We start from the raw sequence: 24,717 nt of genomic DNA, 5'->3' as shown, positions 1-24,717 counted from the left end.
ATTATTTCAATCGTCATAATTTTGTAATATTTCTTGCATATTTCTATTGTCCTTCTATTTTTTTATTCAATATGAACCCATTCAAAACTGCGAGCACTAAGCATACACCTAACAACAGAAGTTTATTATAAAGGATTTCATAAATTAAACCAAATAGATAAAAATATCTTGTCACCGCGCCCTTTGTCGTAAGTTCCATATAATAATAAGCAAAGCTCACAATATATCCAATTGCAATTTCATTTGTCAACTGTGCTATCATCAACGATAGTAGCCCTAGAGTTAAAGCCCCAACGATACTACCACTTAAAAGTTTAAAAAAATTAAATGAAGCGCCTTGCACCTTGGCAAGAATTAACAGTAAAGAAAATCCTATAATCATACTTACAAGTATAATGAACATGCGGATTACAAGTATAAAGCTCTGCTTCACAGGCATTTGAAAAACGAGATCCTTAATAGGTACTGATTTTTCATGGTTTGCTAAGCTACAGCACCAAATAATGCCAACTAAAATAAATACACTCTCAGTAATTCGTGTCATTTCGGGTTCTATCAACCAATTGAAGCTGAACACAAAAGGGACGCATAACAAGAAAAACCAACCCATCACGTAACTCGGTATCATGATTAGTTTTAAATTATATTTGATTAGCCCTAACATAATAAGTCCTGTTCTTTGAATTGAATGCTCTTGTTTTGGGCACTCATTTTCACCAAGTAAGCATCTTCAACATTAGGCATCACTTGGACACCAATAACATCATCTGTTATAATCTTCACTTTATATCCCGTAGCCATTAAACGGATGGAAACAACGTAGTACTTAGCTTGTATATCACTCAATTCATCAGTAGCAACTTCTAATTCCCTAACTTTTCCAGCAGCCTCATCAGGAAGTTGCTGCTGTTCTCCATCAAAAATAATTTTACCTTGATTCAAAATAGCAATATGCTTACATGAATGCTCGATATCTCCAACAATATGAGTCGAAAGCAGTACAATTCTATCTTTTGCAAATTCTGATAATAGCATTCGAAATCGGACACGTTCTTCTGGATCTAATCCTGCTGTTGGCTCATCCACTATCAATACAGCTGGGTCCTTGAGAAGTGCTATTGCAATTCCCAACCTTCTTTTCATCCCACCAGAAAGTGTTTTGAATTTATTGCGCTTTTGCTTCATTAAATTGACTTTCGCTAGAAGCTCATTTATCAATTTCTTTCGCGTGACTGAATTTGAAATACCGCCGAGCAATGCCATATAATCCATTGCATCATTAACCGTCATCGATGCATAGAATGAAAATTCTTGTGGTAAATAACTAACACATTCTCTAATTTTGTCACGTTGCTCAATGTCAATACCATTAATTACAATTTTTCCATCATCAGCAGGTTGCAACGCCATCAAAGTCCTCATCAACGTCGTCTTTCCAGCACCATTAGGTCCCAGTATCCCAAACATGCCCTGCTGAATCGTCAAGCTAATTGAATCAAGCGCTTTGATATCTTTATATGTTTTACTGACATTGTCTAATTTTATTGTCATAAAAGCCTCCTAAAACTGTACTATTTCTTCTAATTGTCCAAATTATACTGGTCATTATAACAAGTACTATGGATAGTCCTACATAGAAAACTCTGTTACATGCAATTGACGCAGCTACAGTTTGATAATAATCTTCACCAAGTAAAGTGTTGTATCTAATAAAAAATCTATCCAGTCCATATTCTCCAACAACGCCCTTACTAAAAACCATAAACAATGCTGCACCTGTTTGAACAACAATTGTTGCCAAACTATTACCCACCACTATAGAAATAAACATCGATAATGCAATCGAAAACATAACCGTTGGGGCAACCCATGCAAAAATAGTGTGAACAAACGCAAATAAGTTTATAGGCATTTGATAAGCAATAAATTTTTTCAAGAACACCCCTGTTTCAAACAATCCAATCGCTAAGAACAATGACATGATACTTATAAATAATCCTACAAACTTCGCCCCCATATAAACGATTGATTTTATCTTTGAGCCATATATCAATTCTTGAGTTCCTGAATACTGGTCTCTAAGAACAGAAAATGCCGAAAGAAACACTACGAAAACGGCAGCATACACGCCTAAATAATCGGATAACAGCCTTGCATATGCATTAGAAATATTCTGATCCTGTTTAAGTTTATCATACGCAACCAGAGCTTCTTCGTAGGTTAATGGGCGCAAAAATTGACGATGGACATCTCCAAAAGAAGTGTTTTTACCTAGCGACAAATCCAATTTGTTCATGTAGGCAATCATCTCTTCGAAACTAATCTTTATATCATCGGGTTCAATTTTTAAAACATCCGCACCTGGAGCCATTTTGCTTAAAAAATTCTCTAGGTCCTTTAGCTGAACTTCATTTAGCTTAATATTTTTACTTATGGGGATATATTTTCTCACCTTTCCACTTAAATAGACACCATACAAGTCCTTATATCCTGCCACAAGCTTATCGCCTTCAGTCGTAGCCTCCACAGTGGTATAGACTTTATCCAATTCTGGTAGTTGCAGCATTGTAACTGCTTCATAATATTGAGATGAATAAAACATCACGCCTAACAATATAAACACATAAAAAATAACACTTTTAAATTGATATTTCATCTCTTTCAATGCTAACTTCCAAAAAATCATATATAGACCATCCCTTTCACTTTGTATAATAGATCGCAGAAATAACATGTTTTATACCTTCAACTCCAGTGAATTCGGAAAAAAATTAAGAATCATTCGGAAGAAACAAAAATTAACTCAAAACTTTGTTTGTCAAAAACTCAGTATGTCCATAGATGGACTTGGCAAAATTGAAAATGGAAAAGTAATGCCTCGGTTTGATACCTTGGTAAAAATGTCTCAGTTCTACCGCATAAACTTGATAAAGCTCATGAGTGATTCATTTAAAATGCTTGACTTAGAGAAATATTATGCAACTGCACAAGAATGTATCAATTGCGAAAATATTGATGAACTTGATCGATTAATTTTAGAAATAAAAAATATTATTTCTACTGGAAAAAACTTGGACCTTATATTATTTGATGAATTGACTCAATTTATTCTATTTTGCGAATCTTCGTTACTTTTTATAAAAAATGGTGCCATCAACCTTTCAAAAGCTAAAAACATAGCCATTGATGCTCTAAAGATTACAATACATAATTTTAATTTGTTTAATTTTCATGAGTTCAACTATAGTCTATTTGAAATTCGACTCTTGCACCTTCTTGCTCTAATAGAAAGAAGAAATGAAAATTATTATACTGCAATTGATATTCTTCATCATTTGCAAAAAATAATGCCTCTGGATAAAGATAATATTGCATTCATACAGTTAATGAATCAAGTGCTATTTAGTTTGGCATATTCTTACAGTATTATTGAAGATCATAAAAATTGTCTTTACTATGCCAACATCGGTATTGATTATTCAATAGCCAATAACCGTCTCAATGAATTACATCTATTTTACTACAGAAAGGGTATTGCCGAATTTCATCTCAATAATGATCAATACATACACTCTTTAAGAACTTCTATTGCGCTACTTGAAGCTGTAAAAAACCCTCTATCGGATACATATAGGACAGTTTCTTATGAAAAATATGGTATACAAATAATATGACCACAAGTGTGATGTTACCCACCGCAGCAAATCGATTCAAAATAAAAAAAACCCGCAGTCAAGGGATCAATGACTACAGGCTTATAAACACATTCAATTTTTTGCTTAAACAAGTTTTCTTTCAACGAGCTGTTGTACAATAAAAGATGCCACATCTTCTGCATAAGTGCCTGTTCCAAAACCTGCATCATAACCGAGTTCTTTTGCAAGTTCATAGGATATTCTTGGCCCACCTGCGCAGACGATCATTCTATCCCGAATGCCTTCTGACTCAATTAGTTCAATCAATTGCGTCATATTCGGAATATGAACATCTTTTTGAGTGACGATTTGTGAAACAATAATTGCATCCGCATTCAGCTCAATTGCCTTGGCCACAAGTTCCTCATTTGGCACTTGCGCCCCTAAATTATAGGCTTTAACACCTTGATATCGCTCAAGGCCATAATGATGATCATAGCCTTTCATATTCATGATCGCATCAATGCCCACGGTATGTGCATCTGTACCTGAACACGCACCTACAATGACGATATCTCTGCTGAAATTTTCCTTAATGTAATCTTCTACACCTGATTTATCCATGACCTCTGATTCAACTTTAGGCACTTCAATGGTTGTATAATCCACGGTGTGCACACATTTGCCATACATAGTAAACATCGTATAGCCAACACCTAAATCTTCAGCATGTACCACCGCTGGCTCATCTACACCCATTTTGGTGAGCAATTGCTTTGCTGCTTCTTTGCTCTCTTCATTGCAAGGAATAGGTAAAGTAAAAGAAAACTGCATCATACCATCATTCATGGTATCACCATAAGGCTTAACTTTCGTTAAATCTAATCCGCTGTTCACACTCATTACTTATTACCTCCTAGCATCATCTGAATAAATGGATTAAAGTAATTTTCACCTTTTTGAGTGACGCCATCAAGCCCTTTGCCACCATCCATTTTCCGGGTTATATCTGCAAATTTCCCCTGTTCTATCGTACTCATAATACCCATTTTTTCAATGTCTTTTAATAACGCCGCAGCTTCTGCCAGAACACTTTGAGCACGTTTTTGAATGATGCCGTCCCTTTTGTATTCAACTTCGTCGCCGAGATGTCTCATGTTTTTAAAGATATACTTTGCATTTTCGATTGCAAGTGCTCTATCTTGAAGCAGCGGTGTGTGAATTGCTTCTGTCATCATGCCGAGGAGTTGAAGGCTTTGATTGGTCATAATCGCAACCGTATTAAAAAGAGCATCTTGAATATGGCCTTTGAAGATATTGCCTGTCATAAATTTTGTTGGAGGCATATATTTCAGAGGTGCATTTGGAAAAATTTCTCGTGCCATCTGAGCTTGTGACAATTCAAGTAAAAAACCGTCTTCCGTATCTGGATTCATTTCAAACGCGTGACCAAGTCCCATTTGTTCCTCTGGTAAACCCGCTAGAAGTGCAAATTGCTCATTGATAAATTGAGAAGCCAAGACCGTATGTGCTTCTTCAATTGCATCCGATGTGGTCAAGTAGTTGTCCTCGCCTGTATTGATAATAATACCTGCAAAACCGTTGATCACTCGCGAGAAAAACTGATCCACAAGCGTTCTTTGCATATTGATATCTCTAAATAAAATACCGTAAAGCGCATCATTTAGCATCACATCTAGTCTTTCAATAGCACCCATTGCTGCGATTTCAGGCATACATAGCCCTGAACAGTAGTTGCAAAGTCTGATATATTTACCAACTTCTTCACCCACTTCATCCAGTGCCTTTCTCATGATTCTAAAGTTCTCTTGCGTTGCATAAGTCCCACCGAAACCTTCTGTGGTAGCCCCATAGGGTACGTAATCCAAAAGACTTTGAGCCGTGGTACGAATAACCGCAATGATATCTGCACCTTGCCTTGCTGCCGCTTGTGCTTGTAGGACATCTTCATAAATATTGCCTGTTGCAACAATCACGTATAAATAAGGTTTAGGGCCTTCTCCCAGATGAGTTAGGTAATCGTCTCTCTTTTCCCGATTTGCTTTAATTTGATCTACTCTATTTTGGGCAACGGATTCAATCGCAGCTTCTATTTTGGAATGTTCTTGAATTTCGATCCGAGTTAAATCGATTGCATCTTTAGCAACCATTTCAGCGATTTCTTGCGGCGATTTGGAAAACGCCACCATGGCATTTCCAATCCAGAAAGCAGCCCCTTCTGCCAAACCACCACCGTGCTTGATATTGTCAACAACAACATTTGGAAGTGGTCTTTCTATATCGTCGATACCATCTATTCCAAGTAGCCTTGCCACTGTTCTTTCAACAGAAACCGTCGTATGGCGGTCAATAAATTTTTGTGTGTCTTCAGCGATAATTCTTGCTGACTTTCTAGCGCCCTCTACAACGCTAAAATCCAGATTTAACTTACTCACCATTTGATCCTCCTAATATTACTTTTGCTTTTTCTATAATCTTATGTTCAAGCCCCATGAATTCTGAAATTCTGATGGCATCTTTAGGAATCTCCTTCAATTGATTGACCCGCACCAATCTGTAATCCATCAATTCATGTAACAGCTTCATGCTCTTTTCACCTGCCAAGTGACTAAAATCAACTTCTGAAAGACCCTTTACCTGATAGTGATCCACATTTTTTAAGTTTGTAAGCCCATCATAATGTGTTGTAATCACCGTTATTAAGCCGCTCTCCGCTAAATGCTCTATCAGCGCTTTTGAAATTGCATAGCCTTCAAGCGGGTTCGTGCCTCTTGCAAGTTCATCGATTAAAATAAACCCATGCTGATCCGTTCTTTTAAGAACTTTAGCAATCTCTCGGATCTCTCCCCCAAAAGTACTGAGTCCCATATCAATAGATTGCGAATCTCCCACAGATATAAATACAAAATCAAATAAGCTGATTTCAGCAGACTCACAAGGTAAGAAAATACCATAATGTGCCATGGCAACAAGCAGACCAATCATTTTCAGCGAAACCGTCTTGCCGCCCATATTAGCACCTGTAATTAAAGTCACTTTTTCATTTATTTTCACATCAATCGGCGTGTATCTTTTCTTTTCAAGAGCCAATCTATTGGCAACCTTAAGATGTCTTCCCGATTTTATAGAGACCTTACCCTCACAGTTCAATTTTGGCCTTGTGCAGTCAAAAGCTTTAGAAAAAGTAGCTCTCGCCAAGAGATAATCCAGCCTTCCAATTCGATTGGCGTTTTCCACTAAGCACTCCAGATGCGCCTTTAAAGCTGAAGAAAGTTCTGTTCTTATGAGATATTCTTCCTCTTCTTCTTTAATCGTCAACCGCTCTAAAGTTTCTTTAATTGCAGGATCTTGCTTTATCCTGTAAATCACCGTGGTTGGCATTTCCGATTGATACTCTATTTTTTCATAAGAAGCGGCAAAAGCTAACTGTTCACGCGCTGATTTTTGAATCTGGATATCCCCGTTGTTTTTAATTTTTAAAGCTTTGGCATCAAGTGTTTGCTTAATAATTTCTGTTTGTTCGTGAACCCTTAACTCTTGTGCTTTAATTGCTTTTCTAATACCTCTAAGTGTTTCTGAATACTTATCGTAAATATAAAAGCTTTGAGTCCCTGTCCTTTCAGGATCAAGAATATGGATGACCTCATCTACGGGTTCAAGCGCATCTCTGAGTCCACGTTTAACCCAGCCCATTCTATCGAGAACACCGCTGATTTGTTTCATAAGCATCGCCATCACTTTAATTTCAAAGAGCTCTGTAACGGATAAAACCTCTTCCATTTCTATACGTTCATAGGTACTGCTAAGCTGTTTAATATTTTTAAAGATACTTTTAAGTTCTAAAATTTCATATCGCTTATCCTCTAAGAGTACCATTACTTTTTCTAGGACATCAAATACTTGTTCAAGAGAAGACAACTCACTGCGTTTAAAAGGCAATGCACCACGTTTTTCAAGTTCACCATAAGGCGTTTCCACTTTGATGCGTTCAAATATAAAATCTAAATCAAGATCCTTATATTGTTTTTCACTTAAAAACATACTCTTTCTCCTCTATAACGTCATGACATCCACGATCACTAGGTCTTTCAACGCCTCAGAGAGTCTCCCTCTAAAACAGTCAGAATCATAAAAATAGCCCGATGGGGCATAGGGATTTACAGTGAGTGCCATCAAATTGATTTCATAGCGCACTTTAATGGTGACGCCTACACGCATGAAGTAATTCCACTCCCTCTGTTCTATAAAAATTTTCGTCGCATCTCCCACAACATAAGTCACTTGTCTTGCATAAGGCGATGATTCCAATATGTCTTTCAATGTTTTGGCAACCAATGCACCCTTTATGAAGACGTACTGGCTATTCTCTGTTAAATGTGTCCCTATGGTTCTTCCAGATAGTAAGGCAGTTTTCAGCATGTTTAAAGGCGATACCCTCAAAGTGCCATCTAGAATATAAACGCCCTTTGCCTCCCCTGTCTCATCCCATAAGTCCATGACAGCCTCATCTTTTAGCCCCTCTAGTTTAAAGAGATTTGCCCTATGAACCGTTTGCTCTATGGCCTTGTTCATATCTCTGCTGAGCACAGCGCCTGTGGACAAGATACAAGCATCTGTAATGGCAGGAGAGGCAGATGATGCTCTATCAAGCGCACCATCTACCAATACCCTGTCAGCACCCCATGTGATCATTTTTTCCGAAACTTTTCTAACCGTTTGATTTGTCGTTGGACCTCCGAGCTGAACATAACCATCATTTAATGCCCGACCGATGATGATTTTGCCCATTGAAGTATCATATGCTGTCACTTCCACTATCTCCAGTTTTACCTCAGACAGATTAAATAGCATCTCTGCAGTGGCTATCAGTGTCCCTTTTGTAATAAAAATCATGGGTTTTTCCGTTCGCGTTACGATATCTTGACGCTCACCATCTCTCCCTATAGAAGTGAGTCCCAATCGTATATGATTTTCACTAGCAAGTTCAATGAGATAGTTCAGTGTAACCGTTTTGCCCGCATTTTTTGCCATGCCTACAATTGAAAAAATCTTATATTCATTTTCAAATAGTTTTATCATGGCCAATCCTCCGATGTCATTCCCTTAAATTTTAGTAAATTTGATATATGCAAGTTCTATATTGACACCCCAAATTAGAATACCTCGTATTTCAAGTAATGACTTGCTTACTCTTCGTGATGTGTCCTCTTTGCTCTCTCGAGTTCCTTGAGTTCAATACTCACGCGGTTGCCTTGTAAAAGACCACCAACACCAAATAATTTATGATTTTTTTGCGCTTCAGTTTCAAAGGCGCCTTCTTTTTCATAATCATAAGGATTGGGTTGCACGTAAGTTGTGATGACACCTTCATAATTTCTGAGAATGACTCGCTCTGGAGACTGTGAAATCATATATTGTGGCATTACCGGAATTTTGCCGCCACCACCTGGTGCATCCACTACAAAGGTTGGCACGCAGTATCCAGAAGTGTGACCGCGTAAACCTTCAATGATTTCGATACCCTTTGATACAGGCGTTCTAAAGTGCTCGATACCCATAGAAAGGTCACATTGATAGATGTAGTAAGGTCTGACACGCATCATTACAAGATTGTGTACAAGGTCTCTCATAACGTGTACGCTGTCATTGATGCCTCTTAGAAGTACAGATTGATTTCCCAGTGGAATCCCAGCATCTGCCATTAAAGCACACGCTTTTTTAGCTTCAGGGGTCACTTCTTTGGAATGATTGAAATGCGTATTTAACCAAATTGGGTGATATTTTTTAAGCATATTGACGAGTTCTGGCGTGATTCTTTGAGGACAAACCACCGGTGTTCTCGATCCAATTCTGATGATTTCCACATGAGGAATCGCTCTCAATCTGCTGATGATGTACTCGAGTTTTTCATCTGAAATTAAAAGTGCATCGCCACCTGATAAGAGAACATCTCTAATAACAGGGGTATTTTTAATATATTCAATCGCCGCATCGATTTTATCCGTGCCCACTGCAGCATCATTATGACCTGCAAAACGTCTTCTTGTGCAGTGTCTACAGTACATTGAACACATGTCTGTTACAAGGAAAAGACAACGATCTGGATATCTGTGCGTTAATCCCGGAACGGGTGAGTCTCCATCTTCATGAAGCGGATCATCCATATCCGCAGAACATTGGAAAGTTTCGTTAATCGTAGGCACTGCCTGCATTCTCACAGGACATTTAGGATCTTCTTTATCCATTAAAAGCGCATAATAAGGTGTAATGCCCATTCTCAATATTTCAAGCGTTTTAACCACGCCTTCTTCTTCTTTTGAAGTTAAAGTAACCACTTTTTTGAGATCTTCTAAAGTCGTAATTCTGTTTCTTACCTGCCACTCCCAAGAATCCCATTCTGCTTGAGTCACATTTTTCCACAATTCAATTTCTTTGTAATTTCTCATGTTATTAACTCCCTTTTTTAAATACGTTTGAAACGGTTTTATGAGATTCAAAACGCTGTATTCATCTTTCGGTACAAGAGTCCTCGGCTTTGCCTGCGGATTGTACCTCCAGATGAATACATCATTTTTATATCAAATGGTAAACCGCTTTAACTTACAATTTTATTCAAAATGACCGTCATATCATTTTTCAATACCATAATACTTGTACTGATTTAAAAACAGTACGTTGATCATCTGTAATTGTGTCTAAATGATTATGTGCTCTGTAGGGCAATCCGCAGGCTAGCCGAGGACTCTTGCCCGAAAGCGTATATAATCATTTAGCCGTCAATTTCAAGCGCCAGATAATTTATGCCCTTATTCGTACATGAACATGTGAAGTGATTCAGAGGTGCAATCCGCAGGCACCGCCGAGGTCTTGTTCATCCAAAAGTCCCCCTCATCCCAAGCACAAGCAAAATTTAACATCATGCCGTATGCGTTAGTAATTCTGTGCGATGCAGGGCAATCCGCAGGCACCGCCGAGGACTTCTTGCCCGAAAGCGTGCAGAATTACTTACGCATACAAGTCTTCATAAATCTTTCTAAGCGTCTCACTTTCTCTCATAATCTGAAGCGTGATTTCAGCGTGACCTTTGGTGTAGCCATTGCCAACGATCATTTGAACATCCTTGCCCACACCCTCAGCACCAAGAGCAGCCTTTGTAAAACTTGTTGCCATACTAAAGAAATACACGAGACCATCATCTTTAGTTGCTAAAATAGATGACATTTCGGTATTTTCTACATTTACACAATTGATGACGATATCACACATTTCACCGTTTGTCACCGCTTCAACTTTACCCAAAACATCAACTGCATCTGTTGCATCCGCCGTAATATAGTGATCTGCAAGATGAGCATCCATAATTCTATCTCTAGCGCTATCCGAATGTTGTAAACAAATAACTTTACCTGTGACCCCTGCACGTTTTTTCGCTTCATATAGGCAAAGCATTCCCGATTTACCAGCACCACCGATGACGAGAACCGTATCACCTGGTTTTACGAGTTTAGCAGTCTGAGCTGGAGCTCCAGCAACATCGAGAACAGATAAGGCTAAATTTTCAGGAATATCCGTTGGGATCTTAGCATAGATGCCACTTTCAAATAAGATTGCCTTACCTTTTATATCCACTTGATCTATATCGATTCGAATTTCGAGAATTTCTTCTATTACAAGTGGTGTCAATGACAGCGAGACAAGTGTCGCTATTTTATCGCCCACTTTGAGATCTGTTTTACCTTCAAGCGCTGGTCCTATTTCAGCGACTGTGCCTATGAGCATCCCACCAGATCCGGTCACTGGATTCTTATGTTTTCCAAATGATTTGACAATACCAAGCATGATTTCTTTGATTTTAGCTTCATCTCCACCAGCTTGTTCCTTTATTTGTGTAAATGATGCCGAATCGATATTTAGCGTTTGAACATCAATTAAAATCTCGTTATCAAAAATTTGCATATCATTGGAAATAACTTTAGCAGGTTGTGGTAAAATCCCTTTTGGTTCAATTACTCTGTGCGTTCCGAATTTAGATCCTTTTTTCATTATACGAGCCTCCCCTAAATACAGTTTAATAATCCTTTAATTGAAGACGCAAGAGCTATGCCAAACTGTTAAATTCTTATCACGAAAAATCAATTGGATAGCGCTCATTCCTTAGATATATTGAAAATGCTATATACTTGCCCTGTCGTCATCATATCATAGCTTTTTAAAATCATCAAATTGCACGCTTTTATAACTGCAATTTCAAATGTGGAACAGGTCTAAATAAAAAAAACGCCCAAAATTGGGCGAAATATTTTATGAACAACTTCATTCTATTGTTTCTAAATCATATTTTTTTAATTTGTACTGCAAGGTCTGTCGAGGTACTCCCAGTTGCTTAGACGCCTTCGTCACATTGCCGCCACACTTTCTGAGAGCGTGTTGAATGGTCACTTTTTCTATATCATCTAAAATGGATTTAAGGTCTTTTATTTCACGATTATCGCTGCCAAACATCGACAAAATGGAGTGCTCCAGTTCATTTGAGTGATCCAAATGCACACCATTTAGACTCGAGAATCGCCTCAAATTAGGTGGCAAATCCATCAGGCCAATTTCTGTGGTTTCAACAAAATTGATAGCACCTTCAATCACATGTTCAAGCTCTCTAACATTACCTTCCCAATTATAATTTAGGAAGAGTTTTTCCACTTCTTTAGAAACCCCTTGAATGTTTCGATAGAGTTTATTATTATACTTGCTGATAAAATACTTTGTCAGGAGAGGAATATCTTCTTTTCGATCTGAAAGCTTTGGAATCCAAAGCGTTACGGTGTTTAGGCGATAATATAGGTCCCGTCGGATTAAACCCTTTTCCAGTGCAATGTTCGGATCAATATTACAAGCTGCAATAATTCTAACATCTACATATATTTCTTTGGAATCTCCAATTCTCCTGAGTTTACCATCTTGGAGAACCCTCAAGAGCTTTGCTTGCAATTCAACGGGCATGGAATTGATTTCGTCCAGAAACAGCGTGCCGCCATCTGCGAGTTCAAATAGTCCTTGTCGATCAACAGCCCCTGTAAATCCACCTTTTGTTGTTCCAAAAAGTATACCTTCAAGCAAAGTTGAGGGTAATGCCGCACAGTTCTGAGCGATAAAATGTTTACTTCTGCGCTTACTACTATTGTGAATTGCTTGAGTTAAAAGCTCCTTACCAGTACCGGTCTCACCGTAAATAAGCACTGGGATATCCGTTCTAGCAGCTTTCATTGCAATGGTTTTAACACGGTTGAATTCCGCATTATCCGTTATAATGTCTTCAAAATTATAATAGTGTTTTGAGGCCTTTGAAGATCTTGATCCACCATCATGTTCTCTAACTTGACTTTGAAGGTCTAAATAGCGCTCAGATAACTCTTTATACTCAGTAATATTTTTGGATATCTCAACAGCACCCTTAATTTCACCGCGATCCAAAATGGGCAATGTTGAGTTTATAGTTGTAACCAGTTTACCTCTATAAGTCCTATAAGTTTGATCTCTATTTAAAATCATTTCCCTGGATTCAATAACATCTAGAAGTGTGGATTCTTCATGAATCAGAGATGGATAGACTTCTGTGATATGTTTACCGATAGACTCGGAAATGTTGATGTCATCGAGCATTGCTGCTTGCCTATTACAATAAATTAAAATACCATCGCTATTGACGATCTGAATACCATCACTGATGTAATTGAGTAAAAATTTAGCTTGAGCTTCCGTTAAAAAAGTACTCATGTCGCCTCCTCATCTAAATTTGAAAAAAACGCCGAATTTCGGGCTTTTTGCCGAATTTTAAGCGTTATACAATAACACCTTTTCCATACTCTTTTGCTAAAATGAGTTTTTCATAGGCTATATTTAAAATTTTATCTTCAGATCTAATATCAGATATAGATACCACAGCGAATCTGCAAGTCAAGCGCCCCACATCTCCAAAGCTCGTCTTCTCAACAGCTGTTTTGAGACGTTCCGCCAACTTGTAGGCATCTTTAACCGATTGATTCGGTAATATGAGTGCAAATGTGTCTCCTTTAATTCTCGCAAGTTGCTCTTTATTGGTAATCAGGGTCTTCGTGAGCTTTATAAGCTCAACAAGGACCATATCTCCAAAATCATAACCGTACTTTTTATTGATTACGCCCAAATCATCCACATCAAAAAAGATGACAGCAGACTCTTTGTTAAGTGCTTGAATGCGCTCAATTTCAAGAGATAAAACATTTTTTAGTTTTTCCTCATTGTTGATCAAAATCAATTCTCCATTGATGATTTTTTCATTCTTAACCATGGCTTTGACTTCATTTTTTGTGCGCATTTTAAATTTAAGATAATTTTGTAAACCTATGGATGTAATCGTCATCGTAAAAATAAATTCAATGAGATAGAGTTGTAAAAATGTGGTTGCCCCAATGCTCATCACCAAAAGCGTTGGCACTATCGCTGCACTCAAACTCACAAGAATCAATCTTATAATAAGCAGCGTTTGCTGGTCCAATTGCTTTTTATTATCATTCATGGGAAAGCGTCCCTTCTTATTGATTTTCTCTAATTTCTATGATGACACGTGTCTTGTCATCATTTCCAACAATCTCAAGATCATAATCAATATCAACTTCAAGCGGCGTATCCTGCCAACTTATCAAGTTCCCTTTTGTGATCATTGTAAAAATGCCATAAGGTGTTCTATAATGGTTTTCATGGGTTGCTTCAGGTGAAATTCTAAGATTACTATTTACAGTGCCAAATCGTTTAATCGTAAGATGCGTTCCGTCATACTTCAACGCGGTTCTCGTGCCTTCCATACCAGTGATTTCAGACTCTTCATATATCAGATACCGGTTGCCATCTTTGGTTTGAAGCTTTGAATTTGCATAAAGTGTAATCTCTTCTGTTTCTCCACGACTGTTTGTAATTTTACTACTGACTTTAATTGAAATTTCTGTCATCTTTTATACTTCCGTTATCCATCTATTGACAAGTTCTCGGATACTTTCAACATGGTTTTCAGCTTCTTCTCTTGCTTCCTTTGGATTTTTGTTCAGAATAGCATCATATATCTTACTATGAGACACTTGAATTTCTTGATAGTTCGTAAATTCATTAAAATAAATCAATCTAAATCTTTGGAACTGATCGTGTAAGTCAAAAATGATATTGATTAATCTTTGATTTTTACTGCCATTAAAGATAAATGAGTGAAATTCGTTGTCACATTCTATCATGCGTTTTTTATCCATACTTATTAAACACTCATTAAAATCTTCAACAATTTTTCCAAGCTGCTCTTTTTCCACTTCATTCATGCGTTCAGCACTTAATGCTGCGGCAAATCCTTCAAGTTCTTTACGAATCTCCAACACTTCAAGGATATCATTCTTGGTTAAATCTGCAACATATGCGCCTTTTCTAGGAATCATAATGACAAAACTCTCTTTTTCAAGCTTTCTTATTGCCTCTCTTACAGGCGTTCTACTCACCCCAAGCTGTTCTGCAATGGTAACTTCCATTAACCGTTCACCAGGTTTCAATTCACCACTTAAGATTGCATTCCTCAAATATTCAAAAACAACTTCTCCTAAAGGCTTATAATTTCTAATTTCTAACTTATCAAAATTTACGCTCATATTCCCCTCCATAAGTATATTCTTTTTCATAGACTTTCAGCGTTGTGTGTCATAACCAAATAAGTTTGTGGAAAATGCTTTTTCAAACTTTTAACAGCATGCTTTGCGCGATCATAGTTTTTATAAATTGCAAAAATTGTTGGACCGCTTCCACTCATAAGAATGCCATCTGGACCATATCTCTTAACAAATTGTTTGAGCATATGTACTTTTGGATAACGCTCAAAAGTCACAGTTTCTAGAACATTACACAATAGATGATTCACAAGATATCGATTTTCTTCAGCAAGTGCAGAGACCATCTCAGAAGTCTTAGGGTGCTTTTCTATGGCATGCCAGTCCAAATTTTGATAGATTTCTTTAGTCGAAACCCCAAAGTTTGGCTTAATGAGCACTATGAAAGTATGCTCTAGTCCTTTGATGGGTTCAAGCAACTCACCAAGACCTCTGGCTATTGCACAATTCCCCTGGATACAAAATGGCACATCCGCACCTAGATTAAAACCAATGGCCTTCATGGTTTCAAGCGAAAGCTCTAAGTGACAAAGCAGATTAATGGCTTTTATTACAGCTGCTGCATCTGTGCTGCCTCCAGCAAGTCCGGCCGCAATCGGTATTCTTTTCTCAATGTGAATCTCAAAGCCGCATTTAAGGCTATTCTTTTCTTGCATGAGCCTAGCTGCACGATAAGCTATATTCATTTGATCGGTTGGCAAAAATTCATCAGAACAAGTCAATCTGATTTCATTAGTGTCTTCAATCAAACTTACCGTTACGAGATCATATAGATCCACTTGCTGCATAATCATTTCCACATCATGATAGCCATTTGCTCTCTTTCCAACTACATCCAACGTCAAATTAATTTTTGCATATGCTTTTAAAGTGATCATGTGACTCCTTGTTTTTGTCAATATTTTGGATACAAAATACATAATAAATACAATTTAATTATAGTCCATTTTATCACATTTGGCTACAGTTTTAATGTTATAATTCTAAGTGTACATGATTTCACACAAAAAAAGGGAGAGGTGACTTATGAAAAAACGACATTTTCGCTTCAAAAAATCAATTTTTTGTATTTTACTTATTGGCATTCTGTTTACAGCTCATATAGGCTGGAGTTCTTTTTCAATTGCCTTTGCTGATTTAAATTTAGAGTCAGTGCCAACATTTCAATCCTCAAATGTCTATGACGATCTCTCCATTTTAAGCCTGAAAGATAGGCGATTTATACAATCCTTTGATTCTCTTCCTGTTTTAGAGACATTACATGAAAAAGAGAATACTCTACTCTTACTTGCAACTGGAGATATCATGTTTCATTCACCTCAAATAACTGCGGCTTACGATGCTACCCGTAATGAATATGATTTTTTCCCGTCCTTCTCACAAATTGCACCTTATGTCCAGGCAGCAGATTATGCACTTGCAAATTTTGAAACGACAACTGCCGGTGATGCCTATACCTATTCGGGGTATCCTGCTTTTAACGCACCTGACAGAACACTAGATGGTATCTATGAAGCGGGCTTTGACTTTTTGTCAACCGCTAACAATCACGCTTTCGATCGAAAACTTCACGGTGTTCATAGAACGCTTGAACAGATGGATCAAAGGGGATTTGATCATAACGGCACTTTCAATAACACCGATGAATCCCAACACTTTTTGATTAAAGAAGTAAAAAATTTTAAACTGGGCATCCTTTCGATTACTTATGGTTTAAACGGTTTTGAACAGGCATACGATTCGGAAACCCTTTATAAAAACGTGAATTTAATCTCATCTGATTACGATCCCGATTTTGTACAGAATCAACTGGCTCTAATGGATGAAGCCGGTGTAGATACTTCAATCGTCTTTATACACTGGGGCAACGAATACCAGCTTGAACCCAATGAAGCGCAACAGATCCTTGCTCAGAATCTCGTCTTATGGGGTGCTGATATTATTTTGGGCTCTCACCCACATGTGATACAAAAAAACGAAATTGTGAAATACAATGGGGAAGATAAATATGTTATCTACTCCATGGGCAATTTTATTTCAAATCAAAGTCGCCATACGCTCACCTCAATTAAGAATGCCAAATATACAGAAGATGGCATTATGGTCACGATTAAACTTGAAAAAGATCAAAACGGGGTAACACATTTAAGCGAAGTGAAACACATCCCAACTTGGGTTTACAAATACTCTGAATCTGGAAAAAATAAATACATGGTGCTCCCTACCATAGACTATTTAACCTTTGAAGGCACTTCATCCAATAAAAATATCGAACCACCACCCACACTTTCAGAGCATGTGCTTGAGCTGATAAAGGCCTCCTATAATCAATCCATGTCACGATGCTTCGATTATACTTCAAAATAGTGCTTGACCTTCTCGCTACGGAAAGGTGTAAGCTAATTTTGAGGAGGGATACACATGGCATACACAATACTTAAACTTGCCAAATTGGCAGGGGTCAGTACACGTACTTTGAGATACTATGATGAGATTGATCTCTTAAAGCCGGCAAGGATTAATGCATCAGGTTATCGAATCTACAGCAGCACTGAAGTCAATCGCCTTCAGCAAATTCTTTTTTATAAGGAACTTGACATACCACTTGATGAAATCAAAAGTATTTTATCTGCTAAAGACTTTGATTTTACGGATGCTCTTAGAGCCCATCGTGAAAGACTCCTTGAAAAAAAATTACACCTTGAACGTTTAATTGAAAATGTGGATAAAAGTATTGCATTTTCAGAAGGGAGACTTAATATGACGGATTTAGAAAAATTTGAAGGTTTTAAACAAAAAATCGTATCCGATAATGAATCTAAGTATGGTAGAGAAATACGCGAAAAATATGGTGATCCTATCATAGATGCAAGCAACGACAAATTCCTGAGCAGAAATGCTCAAGAGCACAGCCAGATCATTGCTCTTGAAAAAGAATTTACTCAAATGCTTGCAAGAGCTTTTAAGGAGGGTGATCCATCCAGTAGAACAGCTCAAAATGCAGCTGACTTACACCGTCAATGGCTCTGTCACTTTTGGCCAGAGGGACAGTATACCAAAGCAGCACATTATGAGCTTTCCAAAATGTATGTTTCAGATCAACGCTTTAAAGCTCATTATGATAAAGAGCAAGAAGGCACTGCTGAATTTTTAAAGGAAGCTATTCGAATTTATACAGGTATGTAAAAAAAGCTATAATCCTTGCTAAATTAAATGCTTATTAAAATGAATGCTTGTTATAATAGATGCTTATTAAAATAATGAGAGCTAGAATAATAACTTCTTTCTCGGGCAAATCCTCGCTACGCTGCAGAGCCCCTCAAAGAGTTACTATTCTAGCTCTCATTTTCTATTTGCACGTTAGTTTATTATTTCACTTGTGCATCAAACTCAGCTTTTATTTGATCTAAAATCGCCTTGTTTTCAATAACCTTCACAGCCGTGAGCACCAAAGCACAAATTACAATTTGCATGTTCTCATAGGCGTAATCCGTTAAAGTGCTTTCAGCAAACTTACGCGTGTGCGCCGCTACAGATGGATCACCCACAATATCGAAATAAGGATGTATCGTTGGGCATTTATGGCTGACATTCCCTGCATCCAGTGAACCAAAGGAATCCCGTGCATCGCTCACACCTACCACCCCTAAAGTGTCTAACTGATCTACAAATAACTGTGATAGCGTTTCATTTGTAACCAGATTATCATAGCTGTACTCATAATTTGAAATTTCAAGAGATGTACCAGCTGCCATCGAAGCGCCTTCTGCACAGGCCTTTACTTTTTTAACCAATTCATTGAGATACGTCTTGGTCTGCGCTCTTACATAAAACTGAGCCATAGTATGTTCTGGAATTATGTTTGCAGCCTCGCCACCTGCTTTAATAACACCGTGTATTCTTGCATCTGATGCAGTTTGTTGTCTCAATGCATTGATGTTATTAAACGTATTTATCACCGCATCCAGTGCATTTATTCCCTTTTCTGGTGCTGCTGCCGCATGTGAAGTCTTACCGTGATAATCAAATTGAATGGCTTCCATTGCAAGCGATTTGCCACTTCTATTGTACTGGCTATTTGGATGAGCCACTAACGCAATGTCCACATCCTCAAATGCCCCTTCATCTGCATATTTAACTTTTGCACCACTTGTTTCCTCTGCCGGCGTCCCAAAGACAATTACAGTCCCGCCAATTTCATCAATAAGTGATTTTAGAACAATACCTGCGCCTGTACTCGTGGTCCCCAAAATATTATGGCCGCAACCATGTCCTATACCTGGAAGGGCATCATATTCGCAAAGATAGGCAATTGTGGGCCCCTCCTTTTGAGATTTATAGATCGCTTTAAATCCTGTTTCGACCTCTAAATATGGCTGTGTCACTTGAAAGCCATATTTTTTTAGCAACGAAATATGTTTTTGAGCAGATTTGAATTCTTCATTGCCGAGTTCTGGTTCATCGTAAATGCTTTGACTCAGCAATTTGAGTTCCGGCATTAAATTTTCTGATTTTTCTCTGACTTGCTCCATGCGTAAATCTGTTTTCATATAAACCTCTTTCTATTCTTAAAATACACTACTGTCACTGAGTCCCTTCATTAAACACTGGAGACTATCTATTATAAGGCATATATTTGCCGAGCCTGCTCTTTAAAACGACACCCTCTTTCACTGCGATTTCACCTTTAATAATAACATATTCTATGCCTTTTGGTGCCAATGTGGGCTCTGAAAAACTTGCCAAATCTTCTATGTGCTCAGGATCAAAGATCACTAAATCTGCATCCTTTCCCATTTCAATAGCGCCTTTGTTGCTCAAATGTAAGCGCTTTGCGGGACCTAAAGTCATTTTCCAGAGCGCATTTACCAAATCTAAAGCGCCCCACTCTCTTACATATTTAGATAGGACTCTCGGAAATGTCCCTGCGCCTCGAGGATGTCCTTGATCCCTTTTATAAAGAGAATCACTGCCCACAAGCACAAAAGGGGCCTGTATTGCCTTAATAACTTCTGATTCATTCATTACAAAAGCGGCCACAATCATATTGGGATATGTTTTTCTGACCTCATAAAAAAGCGTTGAATCACACCTTTTGTTTTTATAAGGTTCTTCCGTTAACAAAATTGCAGAATAGTCACTCTGCCATCTTTCAAAACAACCTTCGTCAAAGACCGCTGATCCGATGAAAGTTGCAAAGGCATCATATGGATAGCAATCTGCCATGACATCAACGCCCTCATTTCTACTCTTTTCAATGAGCTCCAAGGATTCTTTCATCGTACCATAGGCACTACAGCTACCTATATGCGATATCTGCATAGGACATCCTGTTGCCCTTGATAATTCAATCAGTTCTTCTATAGAATCCACAGCGCCATCAGCATCTTTTCGAAAATGTGCCGATAGCAAATAGGCCTTATCGGGTAGAGCGTTGGCCAACGCTTTCATTTCATCAAAAGAAATCCCTGGTGAGTACTCAATACCAAATGAAAGACCAATAATGCCATACTTCACATGCGCATCAATCAAAGCTTTCATTTTTTCTATTTCGAGTGAACTTGCCGCTCTGTATGGGTCCAAAATACCTACAGCTTTTCTCAAATAGTTATGACCCAAAAAAGTCATATAATTCACAGGCGCGCCTTCACGTTCAATTCTTTCTATAAAATCGGCAACAGATTGTCTGTTATTACCACAGTTACCTGCAACACAAGTTGTAACGCCCATCTTGAGTTCATAGTAAGAAGCAAAGTAATCGTCTTCTTGTAAACCGCTTACACTATTGGATTCAAAAGTTTCTTCATGCATATGAATATCGATAAAACCGGGGGAGACAATTTTACCTTTTGCATCTATTTCTTCAAGGATATCATTTGTTTCATGCACATCACCCTCATCGCCAATCCAAACAATCTTGCCATTTTGAATCCATAAATTCTTTTTATCAAGCGTCATGGTATTAAAGTTAGGAATACGACCATTTACAATTTTCAGTGTCATTTTATGCCTCCTAAATATCCATACAACATTTGTATCTCTTTTCAACAGTTCAAACCCAAAAACTTTTAACTTAGAGTTTCGCTCAGTCCTGTGATCACTGTTGGAATGCCGCCATAATAGGACAATGTTGCACCGTCAGTTCATATGCTCCTTCTGGCTCATAAAATGTTCTCAAATCCATTTTATTTCGTTGATCTTCCATTGAATCACTCTTTTCTCAATTTCAATTAGAGTGTCAAAAGCCTGATTTGCACAAGTTATCTAGAGTGTCCTGTCTCTCGTACTTTCTGTAAGTGCTCAGGAAGGTAGATCATGGCTCAACTTTTGACTTTTAACACTCTAATAATCATAGCCTGCTAAAATGGTCCATAGTTAGTCATATTCGCAATCAGCAAGAAAATTCCACCCGTTGCAAGCCATATGAGCATAAGAGGCCATAAAAATTTAACCCATTTTTCATAAGAAATTTTGGCAACAGAGAGCACGCCCATAAGCGCCGCCGAGGTCGGAATAATTGAGTTTGTAAACCCATCGCCAAATTGATATGCCATAACTGCAACTTGTCTGTTAATCGTTAACACATCTGACAGCGGTACCATGATTGGCATCGTTGCCGCTGCTTGACCACTACCCGATGGAATAAAGAAATTGATAATAACCTGAACAATGTACATGCCCAATACCGCAACTGCTTTCGGCAAACTTTGAATACCGGATGCAAGACCATTAATGATGGCATCTATAATGGCGCCATCCTGCATTACAACGAGAATGCCTCTAGCAATCCCAACAACTAAAGCACCAAATACGATGCCCTTAGCACCTTCGACAAATTCCTTAGAAATAGCGCTTGGGCCCATTTTACCCAACAAACCGCCTATGATGCCCATTGCTAAAAATGCTGATGCAATTTCTGTAATATACCATCCCTTTTCGAAGACGCCGTAAATGATAAATCCAAAACCCACGATTAAAGTCAATAATACCAAATAATGTTGATTTTCAAATGCAGGGATATCAGAAAGATCAATCACTTTATGCTTTTCTTCCTTTTCAAGTTCATGAACAATACTATAACTTGGATCTGCCTTAACTTTACTGCCATATCTCAATAAGTAGATGGTTGTGATAATCAACATCACCACAAGAATGACCAATCTAAATGTAATGCCTGAAAATAACGGCAATTCTGCAATGCCTTGAGCAACGCCCACTGTAAAAGGATTCATAAATCCAGATGTAAAACCACAAGCTGCACCTAAAGTAATCATTGCAGTGCCCACTATGGCATCATATCCTAACGCTCTTGCAAGTGCAATGCCAATAGGGACGAAGACAATTGCCTCCTCTGCCATGCCAATTGTTGCACCAAATAATGAGAAAATAGCAAGGAAGATGGGAATCATCAATTTATCTTTTCCCTGCAATTTAACCGCTATTCTCGAAATGCCCGCTTCTATTGCACCTGTTCCCGTGATGATTTGGAATGATCCGCCAACAATAAATATGAAGAAAATAATACTAGATGCTGCACTCATCCCCTTGGGAATAGACTGGAAAAGATCAAAAAATCCAATTGGATTCTGTTCAACCGTGTGATAAGAAGAGGGATCAACCACCATTTTCCCCGTATTTGGATCTTCAATTCTAGCAAACTCTCCTGCAGGAATTAAGTAAGTAAATAAAGCCATAATAATAATAACAGAAAATAAAATAACGTACGTGTGTGGTATTTTCATCTTAACACGTGGTGCCTTCGCCGATTCATTACTCATAATGCCCCTCCTAAATAATATATACTCTTTTATGCCCCAATTCACGTGCTTTCAGCACGCCAGATGCTTTTAGTCTCAAACGACATATTTTGAAATTTCTTTAGCACCTCTCTTTAAAACTTTGATACAGTTTGCCACCTCTTGTTCGTCAAATGAACTCTTAAGTGCGGCTAAACCGATACAACCGTGGATCATGCCCCCTTCTTTAAAAACAGGCACCCCAATGCCAAATGCCCCTTTCATATTTTCTTCATCACTTATGCCATAACCCTGCGTTCTAATCTTTTTATACTCTAAAAGCAGAAGGTCTGGATCTGTAATGGTCTTTTCTGTTTTTGCAATTAAATCGGTATGTCTCACAATTTGCTCTAACTCACAAGTTGGTTTATGAAATGCCATAATGGTTTTGCCATAAGCACCGCAATGAATCGGAAAGAACGACCCATGTTCATAAGTAATTTTAACAGGCATCGTCAATTCGGATTCATATAGATTCATAATCTTGCCCTTTTCTATAACGGTGTAACCTACATTTTGTTTAAGCTGTATGGCCGTTTTTTCAACAACTTGTTTGATGATGTTAAATCCCTTGGTCTTATAGAGATATTTAGATCCCAGATGATAAAGTTCTGGACCTATGGAAAACTTTTTATCTCCGTTTTGAACCACGAGATCCTGTGCTTGAAACTCCGCTAAAATTCGATGTACCGTTGTGCGATTAATTCCAAGTTTTTGGCTAATTTCAAGAGCTGAAAATGCATATGGGGGTTCAGATAAAAACTTCATAATTTCAATGGACTTGCCTATAGCAGTCTTTTTTACTGTCATTTTTGCCTCCTTATACGGATGTTCATAATACGAACTTGAGTTCGTATATTGAACTCATATATTAATTACCATATCCCTATTTTGTTGTCAATGAATTTTCTGATAATTCAAAATAAGGACTCCACATTTTCCCGCAACACGGGCTATCTGTGGAGTCCTTATTTTGATCTTTTGCTGAAATCCATTGTGATTCCATTTGATTTCTACTCTGTGCGCTTTAATTGCATAAAGTCCTTCTTCCGAATGGACATGATTATAAACATGGTGCAAAGCTCCCCCTGAATCATCTGAAACTGATCTTGATAGTCTTGAAGAATCAAATCTTTATAACCTTGTTCCTCAAAGGGCTTCACACATCTTTGAACTTCTCTAAAACCTACTTTTTCATAGCTTCTTCTCGCTCTTTCATTGAAAACAGCCACTCTTAAGAACATAGTCTCTATTGGAAAACTGTTAAAAATATATTCCAAATATTTATTTAAAGCCACAGTACCCAAACCCTTGCCAAGGTAATTTGGATCAACACCAATCCCAAGTTCTGCGCTTCTCTTAAACCAATTTATGTTTTTTAAAGTAATAAAAGCAACTGGATGCGCATCTAAAAATAAACCGTAGACTTTTCTTCGAATCCATTTCTGCTTTGTTCTAAACCAGTCATCAAACTCTTCCTTCGTATCAAAGGGAAAATTGTACTGATAAAATCTGGGATCTTCATGTCTACCCCATTTTGAAAATTGATAGATATCCGCTTTTCTCAGTTTTCTAAATTCTGGAACCACT

22 protein-coding genes are annotated in these 24,717 nt (G+C 37.8%); 3 read left to right on the top strand and 19 right to left on the bottom strand.

All coding sequences use genetic code 11. The features are described from left to right. Positions 1–43 precede the first annotated feature (43 nt). From ISU02_RS20650 to ISU02_RS20640, 3 genes are read right to left on the bottom strand one after another with little or no spacing between them, the layout of a single operon-like run. Positions 44–664, bottom strand: a complete 621-nt coding sequence (locus ISU02_RS20650; RefSeq protein ID WP_207736460.1) for a hypothetical protein — start codon at positions 662–664, stop codon at positions 44–46. After that, entirely contained in the window at positions 658–1,551 is an 894-nt protein-coding gene (locus tag ISU02_RS20645) for an ABC transporter ATP-binding protein (RefSeq protein ID WP_194703744.1), read from the bottom strand. The genes ISU02_RS20650 and ISU02_RS20645 overlap by 7 nt, the downstream gene beginning before the upstream one ends. Beyond that, positions 1,523–2,686, bottom strand: a complete 1,164-nt coding sequence (locus ISU02_RS20640) for an ABC transporter permease (protein WP_194703743.1) — start codon at positions 2,684–2,686, stop codon at positions 1,523–1,525. The genes ISU02_RS20645 and ISU02_RS20640 overlap by 29 nt, the downstream gene beginning before the upstream one ends. Before the next feature lie 46 nt (positions 2,687–2,732). On the opposite strand from ISU02_RS20640, the gene ISU02_RS20635 reads away from it, so the two are divergent. Further along, positions 2,733–3,674, top strand: a complete 942-nt coding sequence (locus tag ISU02_RS20635; protein ID WP_194703742.1) for a helix-turn-helix domain-containing protein — start codon at positions 2,733–2,735, stop codon at positions 3,672–3,674. 105 nt (positions 3,675–3,779) lie between these two features. Here the strand turns inward: ISU02_RS20635 and kamE are convergent, their stop codons facing one another. The 11 genes from kamE to ispE all read right to left on the bottom strand — a co-directional run bounded on the left by kamE (position 3,780) and on the right by ispE (position 16,209). Next, positions 3,780–4,538 carry a lysine 5,6-aminomutase subunit beta gene (gene kamE, locus ISU02_RS20630; protein WP_194703741.1) on the bottom strand — a complete coding sequence of 253 codons (759 nt, stop codon included), beginning with the start codon at positions 4,536–4,538 and terminating at the stop codon, positions 3,780–3,782. After that, complete coding sequence (kamD, locus tag ISU02_RS20625; RefSeq protein WP_194703740.1) at positions 4,538–6,094, bottom strand: lysine 5,6-aminomutase subunit alpha; 1,557 nt, start codon at positions 6,092–6,094, stop codon at positions 4,538–4,540. The genes kamE and kamD overlap by 1 nt, the downstream gene beginning before the upstream one ends. Continuing rightward, positions 6,084–7,697, bottom strand: coding sequence for a lysine 5,6-aminomutase reactivase ATPase KamC (gene kamC, locus ISU02_RS20620; RefSeq protein ID WP_194703739.1), 1,614 nt, complete (start codon positions 7,695–7,697; stop codon positions 6,084–6,086). Before kamC ends, kamD begins: the two co-directional genes overlap by 11 nt. Before the next feature lie 12 nt (positions 7,698–7,709). Continuing rightward, complete coding sequence (kamB, locus tag ISU02_RS20615; RefSeq protein ID WP_194703738.1) at positions 7,710–8,735, bottom strand: lysine 5,6-aminomutase reactivase subunit KamB; 1,026 nt, start codon at positions 8,733–8,735, stop codon at positions 7,710–7,712. 107 nt (positions 8,736–8,842) lie between these two features. Beyond that, complete coding sequence (gene kamA / locus ISU02_RS20610) at positions 8,843–10,102, bottom strand: lysine 2,3-aminomutase (protein ID WP_194703737.1); 1,260 nt, start codon at positions 10,100–10,102, stop codon at positions 8,843–8,845. A gap of 559 nt (positions 10,103–10,661) precedes the next feature. After that, positions 10,662–11,699, bottom strand: coding sequence for an L-erythro-3,5-diaminohexanoate dehydrogenase (gene kdd, locus ISU02_RS20605; RefSeq protein ID WP_194703736.1), 1,038 nt, complete (start codon positions 11,697–11,699; stop codon positions 10,662–10,664). A gap of 270 nt (positions 11,700–11,969) precedes the next feature. After that, entirely contained in the window at positions 11,970–13,427 is a 1,458-nt protein-coding gene (locus ISU02_RS20600; protein WP_194703735.1) for a sigma-54 interaction domain-containing protein, read from the bottom strand. Positions 13,428–13,491: 64 nt separating this feature from the next. Continuing rightward, positions 13,492–14,208, bottom strand: a complete 717-nt coding sequence (locus ISU02_RS20595) for a GGDEF domain-containing protein (protein WP_194703734.1) — start codon at positions 14,206–14,208, stop codon at positions 13,492–13,494. A gap of 16 nt (positions 14,209–14,224) precedes the next feature. After that, positions 14,225–14,638, bottom strand: a complete 414-nt coding sequence (locus ISU02_RS20590) for a YwiB family protein (protein ID WP_194703733.1) — start codon at positions 14,636–14,638, stop codon at positions 14,225–14,227. Positions 14,639–14,641: 3 nt separating this feature from the next. Continuing rightward, the gene (locus tag ISU02_RS20585; RefSeq protein WP_194703732.1) at positions 14,642–15,316 is read right to left on the bottom strand and encodes a GntR family transcriptional regulator; all 675 of its coding nucleotides are present in this window, start codon (positions 15,314–15,316) and stop codon (positions 14,642–14,644) included. Between the two features lie 26 nt (positions 15,317–15,342). Further along, positions 15,343–16,209 carry a 4-(cytidine 5'-diphospho)-2-C-methyl-D-erythritol kinase gene (gene ispE / locus ISU02_RS20580; protein ID WP_194703731.1) on the bottom strand — a complete coding sequence of 289 codons (867 nt, stop codon included), beginning with the start codon at positions 16,207–16,209 and terminating at the stop codon, positions 15,343–15,345. A 148-nt stretch (positions 16,210–16,357) separates the two neighbouring features. Between ispE and ISU02_RS20575 the strand changes: the two genes are divergently transcribed. Both ISU02_RS20575 and ISU02_RS20570 read left to right on the top strand, forming a co-directional pair. Beyond that, a complete protein-coding gene (locus ISU02_RS20575; protein ID WP_194703730.1) occupies positions 16,358–17,698 on the top strand; it encodes a CapA family protein in 1,341 nt (446 codons plus the stop codon). Positions 17,699–17,752: 54 nt separating this feature from the next. Further along, complete coding sequence (locus ISU02_RS20570) at positions 17,753–18,517, top strand: MerR family transcriptional regulator (protein ID WP_194703729.1); 765 nt, start codon at positions 17,753–17,755, stop codon at positions 18,515–18,517. A 182-nt stretch (positions 18,518–18,699) separates the two neighbouring features. Here ISU02_RS20570 and ISU02_RS20565 read toward each other — a convergent pair whose 3' ends face one another. The 5 genes from ISU02_RS20565 to ISU02_RS20545 all read right to left on the bottom strand — a co-directional run bounded on the left by ISU02_RS20565 (position 18,700) and on the right by ISU02_RS20545 (position 24,716). Continuing rightward, positions 18,700–19,881: a M20 family metallopeptidase gene (locus ISU02_RS20565; protein WP_228727906.1), complete on the bottom strand. Its 1,182-nt coding sequence runs from the start codon at positions 19,879–19,881 to the stop codon at positions 18,700–18,702. 64 nt (positions 19,882–19,945) lie between these two features. Further along, a complete protein-coding gene (locus ISU02_RS20560; RefSeq protein ID WP_194703728.1) occupies positions 19,946–21,334 on the bottom strand; it encodes an N-acyl-D-amino-acid deacylase family protein in 1,389 nt (462 codons plus the stop codon). A 356-nt stretch (positions 21,335–21,690) separates the two neighbouring features. Beyond that, positions 21,691–23,109 (bottom strand): YfcC family protein, encoded by a 1,419-nt coding sequence (locus ISU02_RS20555; protein ID WP_194703727.1) that lies wholly within the window; start codon positions 23,107–23,109, stop codon positions 21,691–21,693. A 75-nt stretch (positions 23,110–23,184) separates the two neighbouring features. After that, complete coding sequence (locus tag ISU02_RS20550) at positions 23,185–23,937, bottom strand: IclR family transcriptional regulator (protein WP_194703726.1); 753 nt, start codon at positions 23,935–23,937, stop codon at positions 23,185–23,187. 203 nt (positions 23,938–24,140) lie between these two features. After that, positions 24,141–24,716: a GNAT family N-acetyltransferase gene (locus ISU02_RS20545; protein ID WP_194703725.1), complete on the bottom strand. Its 576-nt coding sequence runs from the start codon at positions 24,714–24,716 to the stop codon at positions 24,141–24,143. Position 24,717 lies beyond the last annotated feature (1 nt).

The organism is Fusibacter ferrireducens (assembly GCF_015352425.1).
Classification (GTDB): domain Bacteria; phylum Bacillota; class Clostridia; order Peptostreptococcales; family Acidaminobacteraceae; genus Fusibacter_A; species Fusibacter_A ferrireducens.
This window is presented reverse-complemented; position numbering and strand designations above follow the sequence as displayed.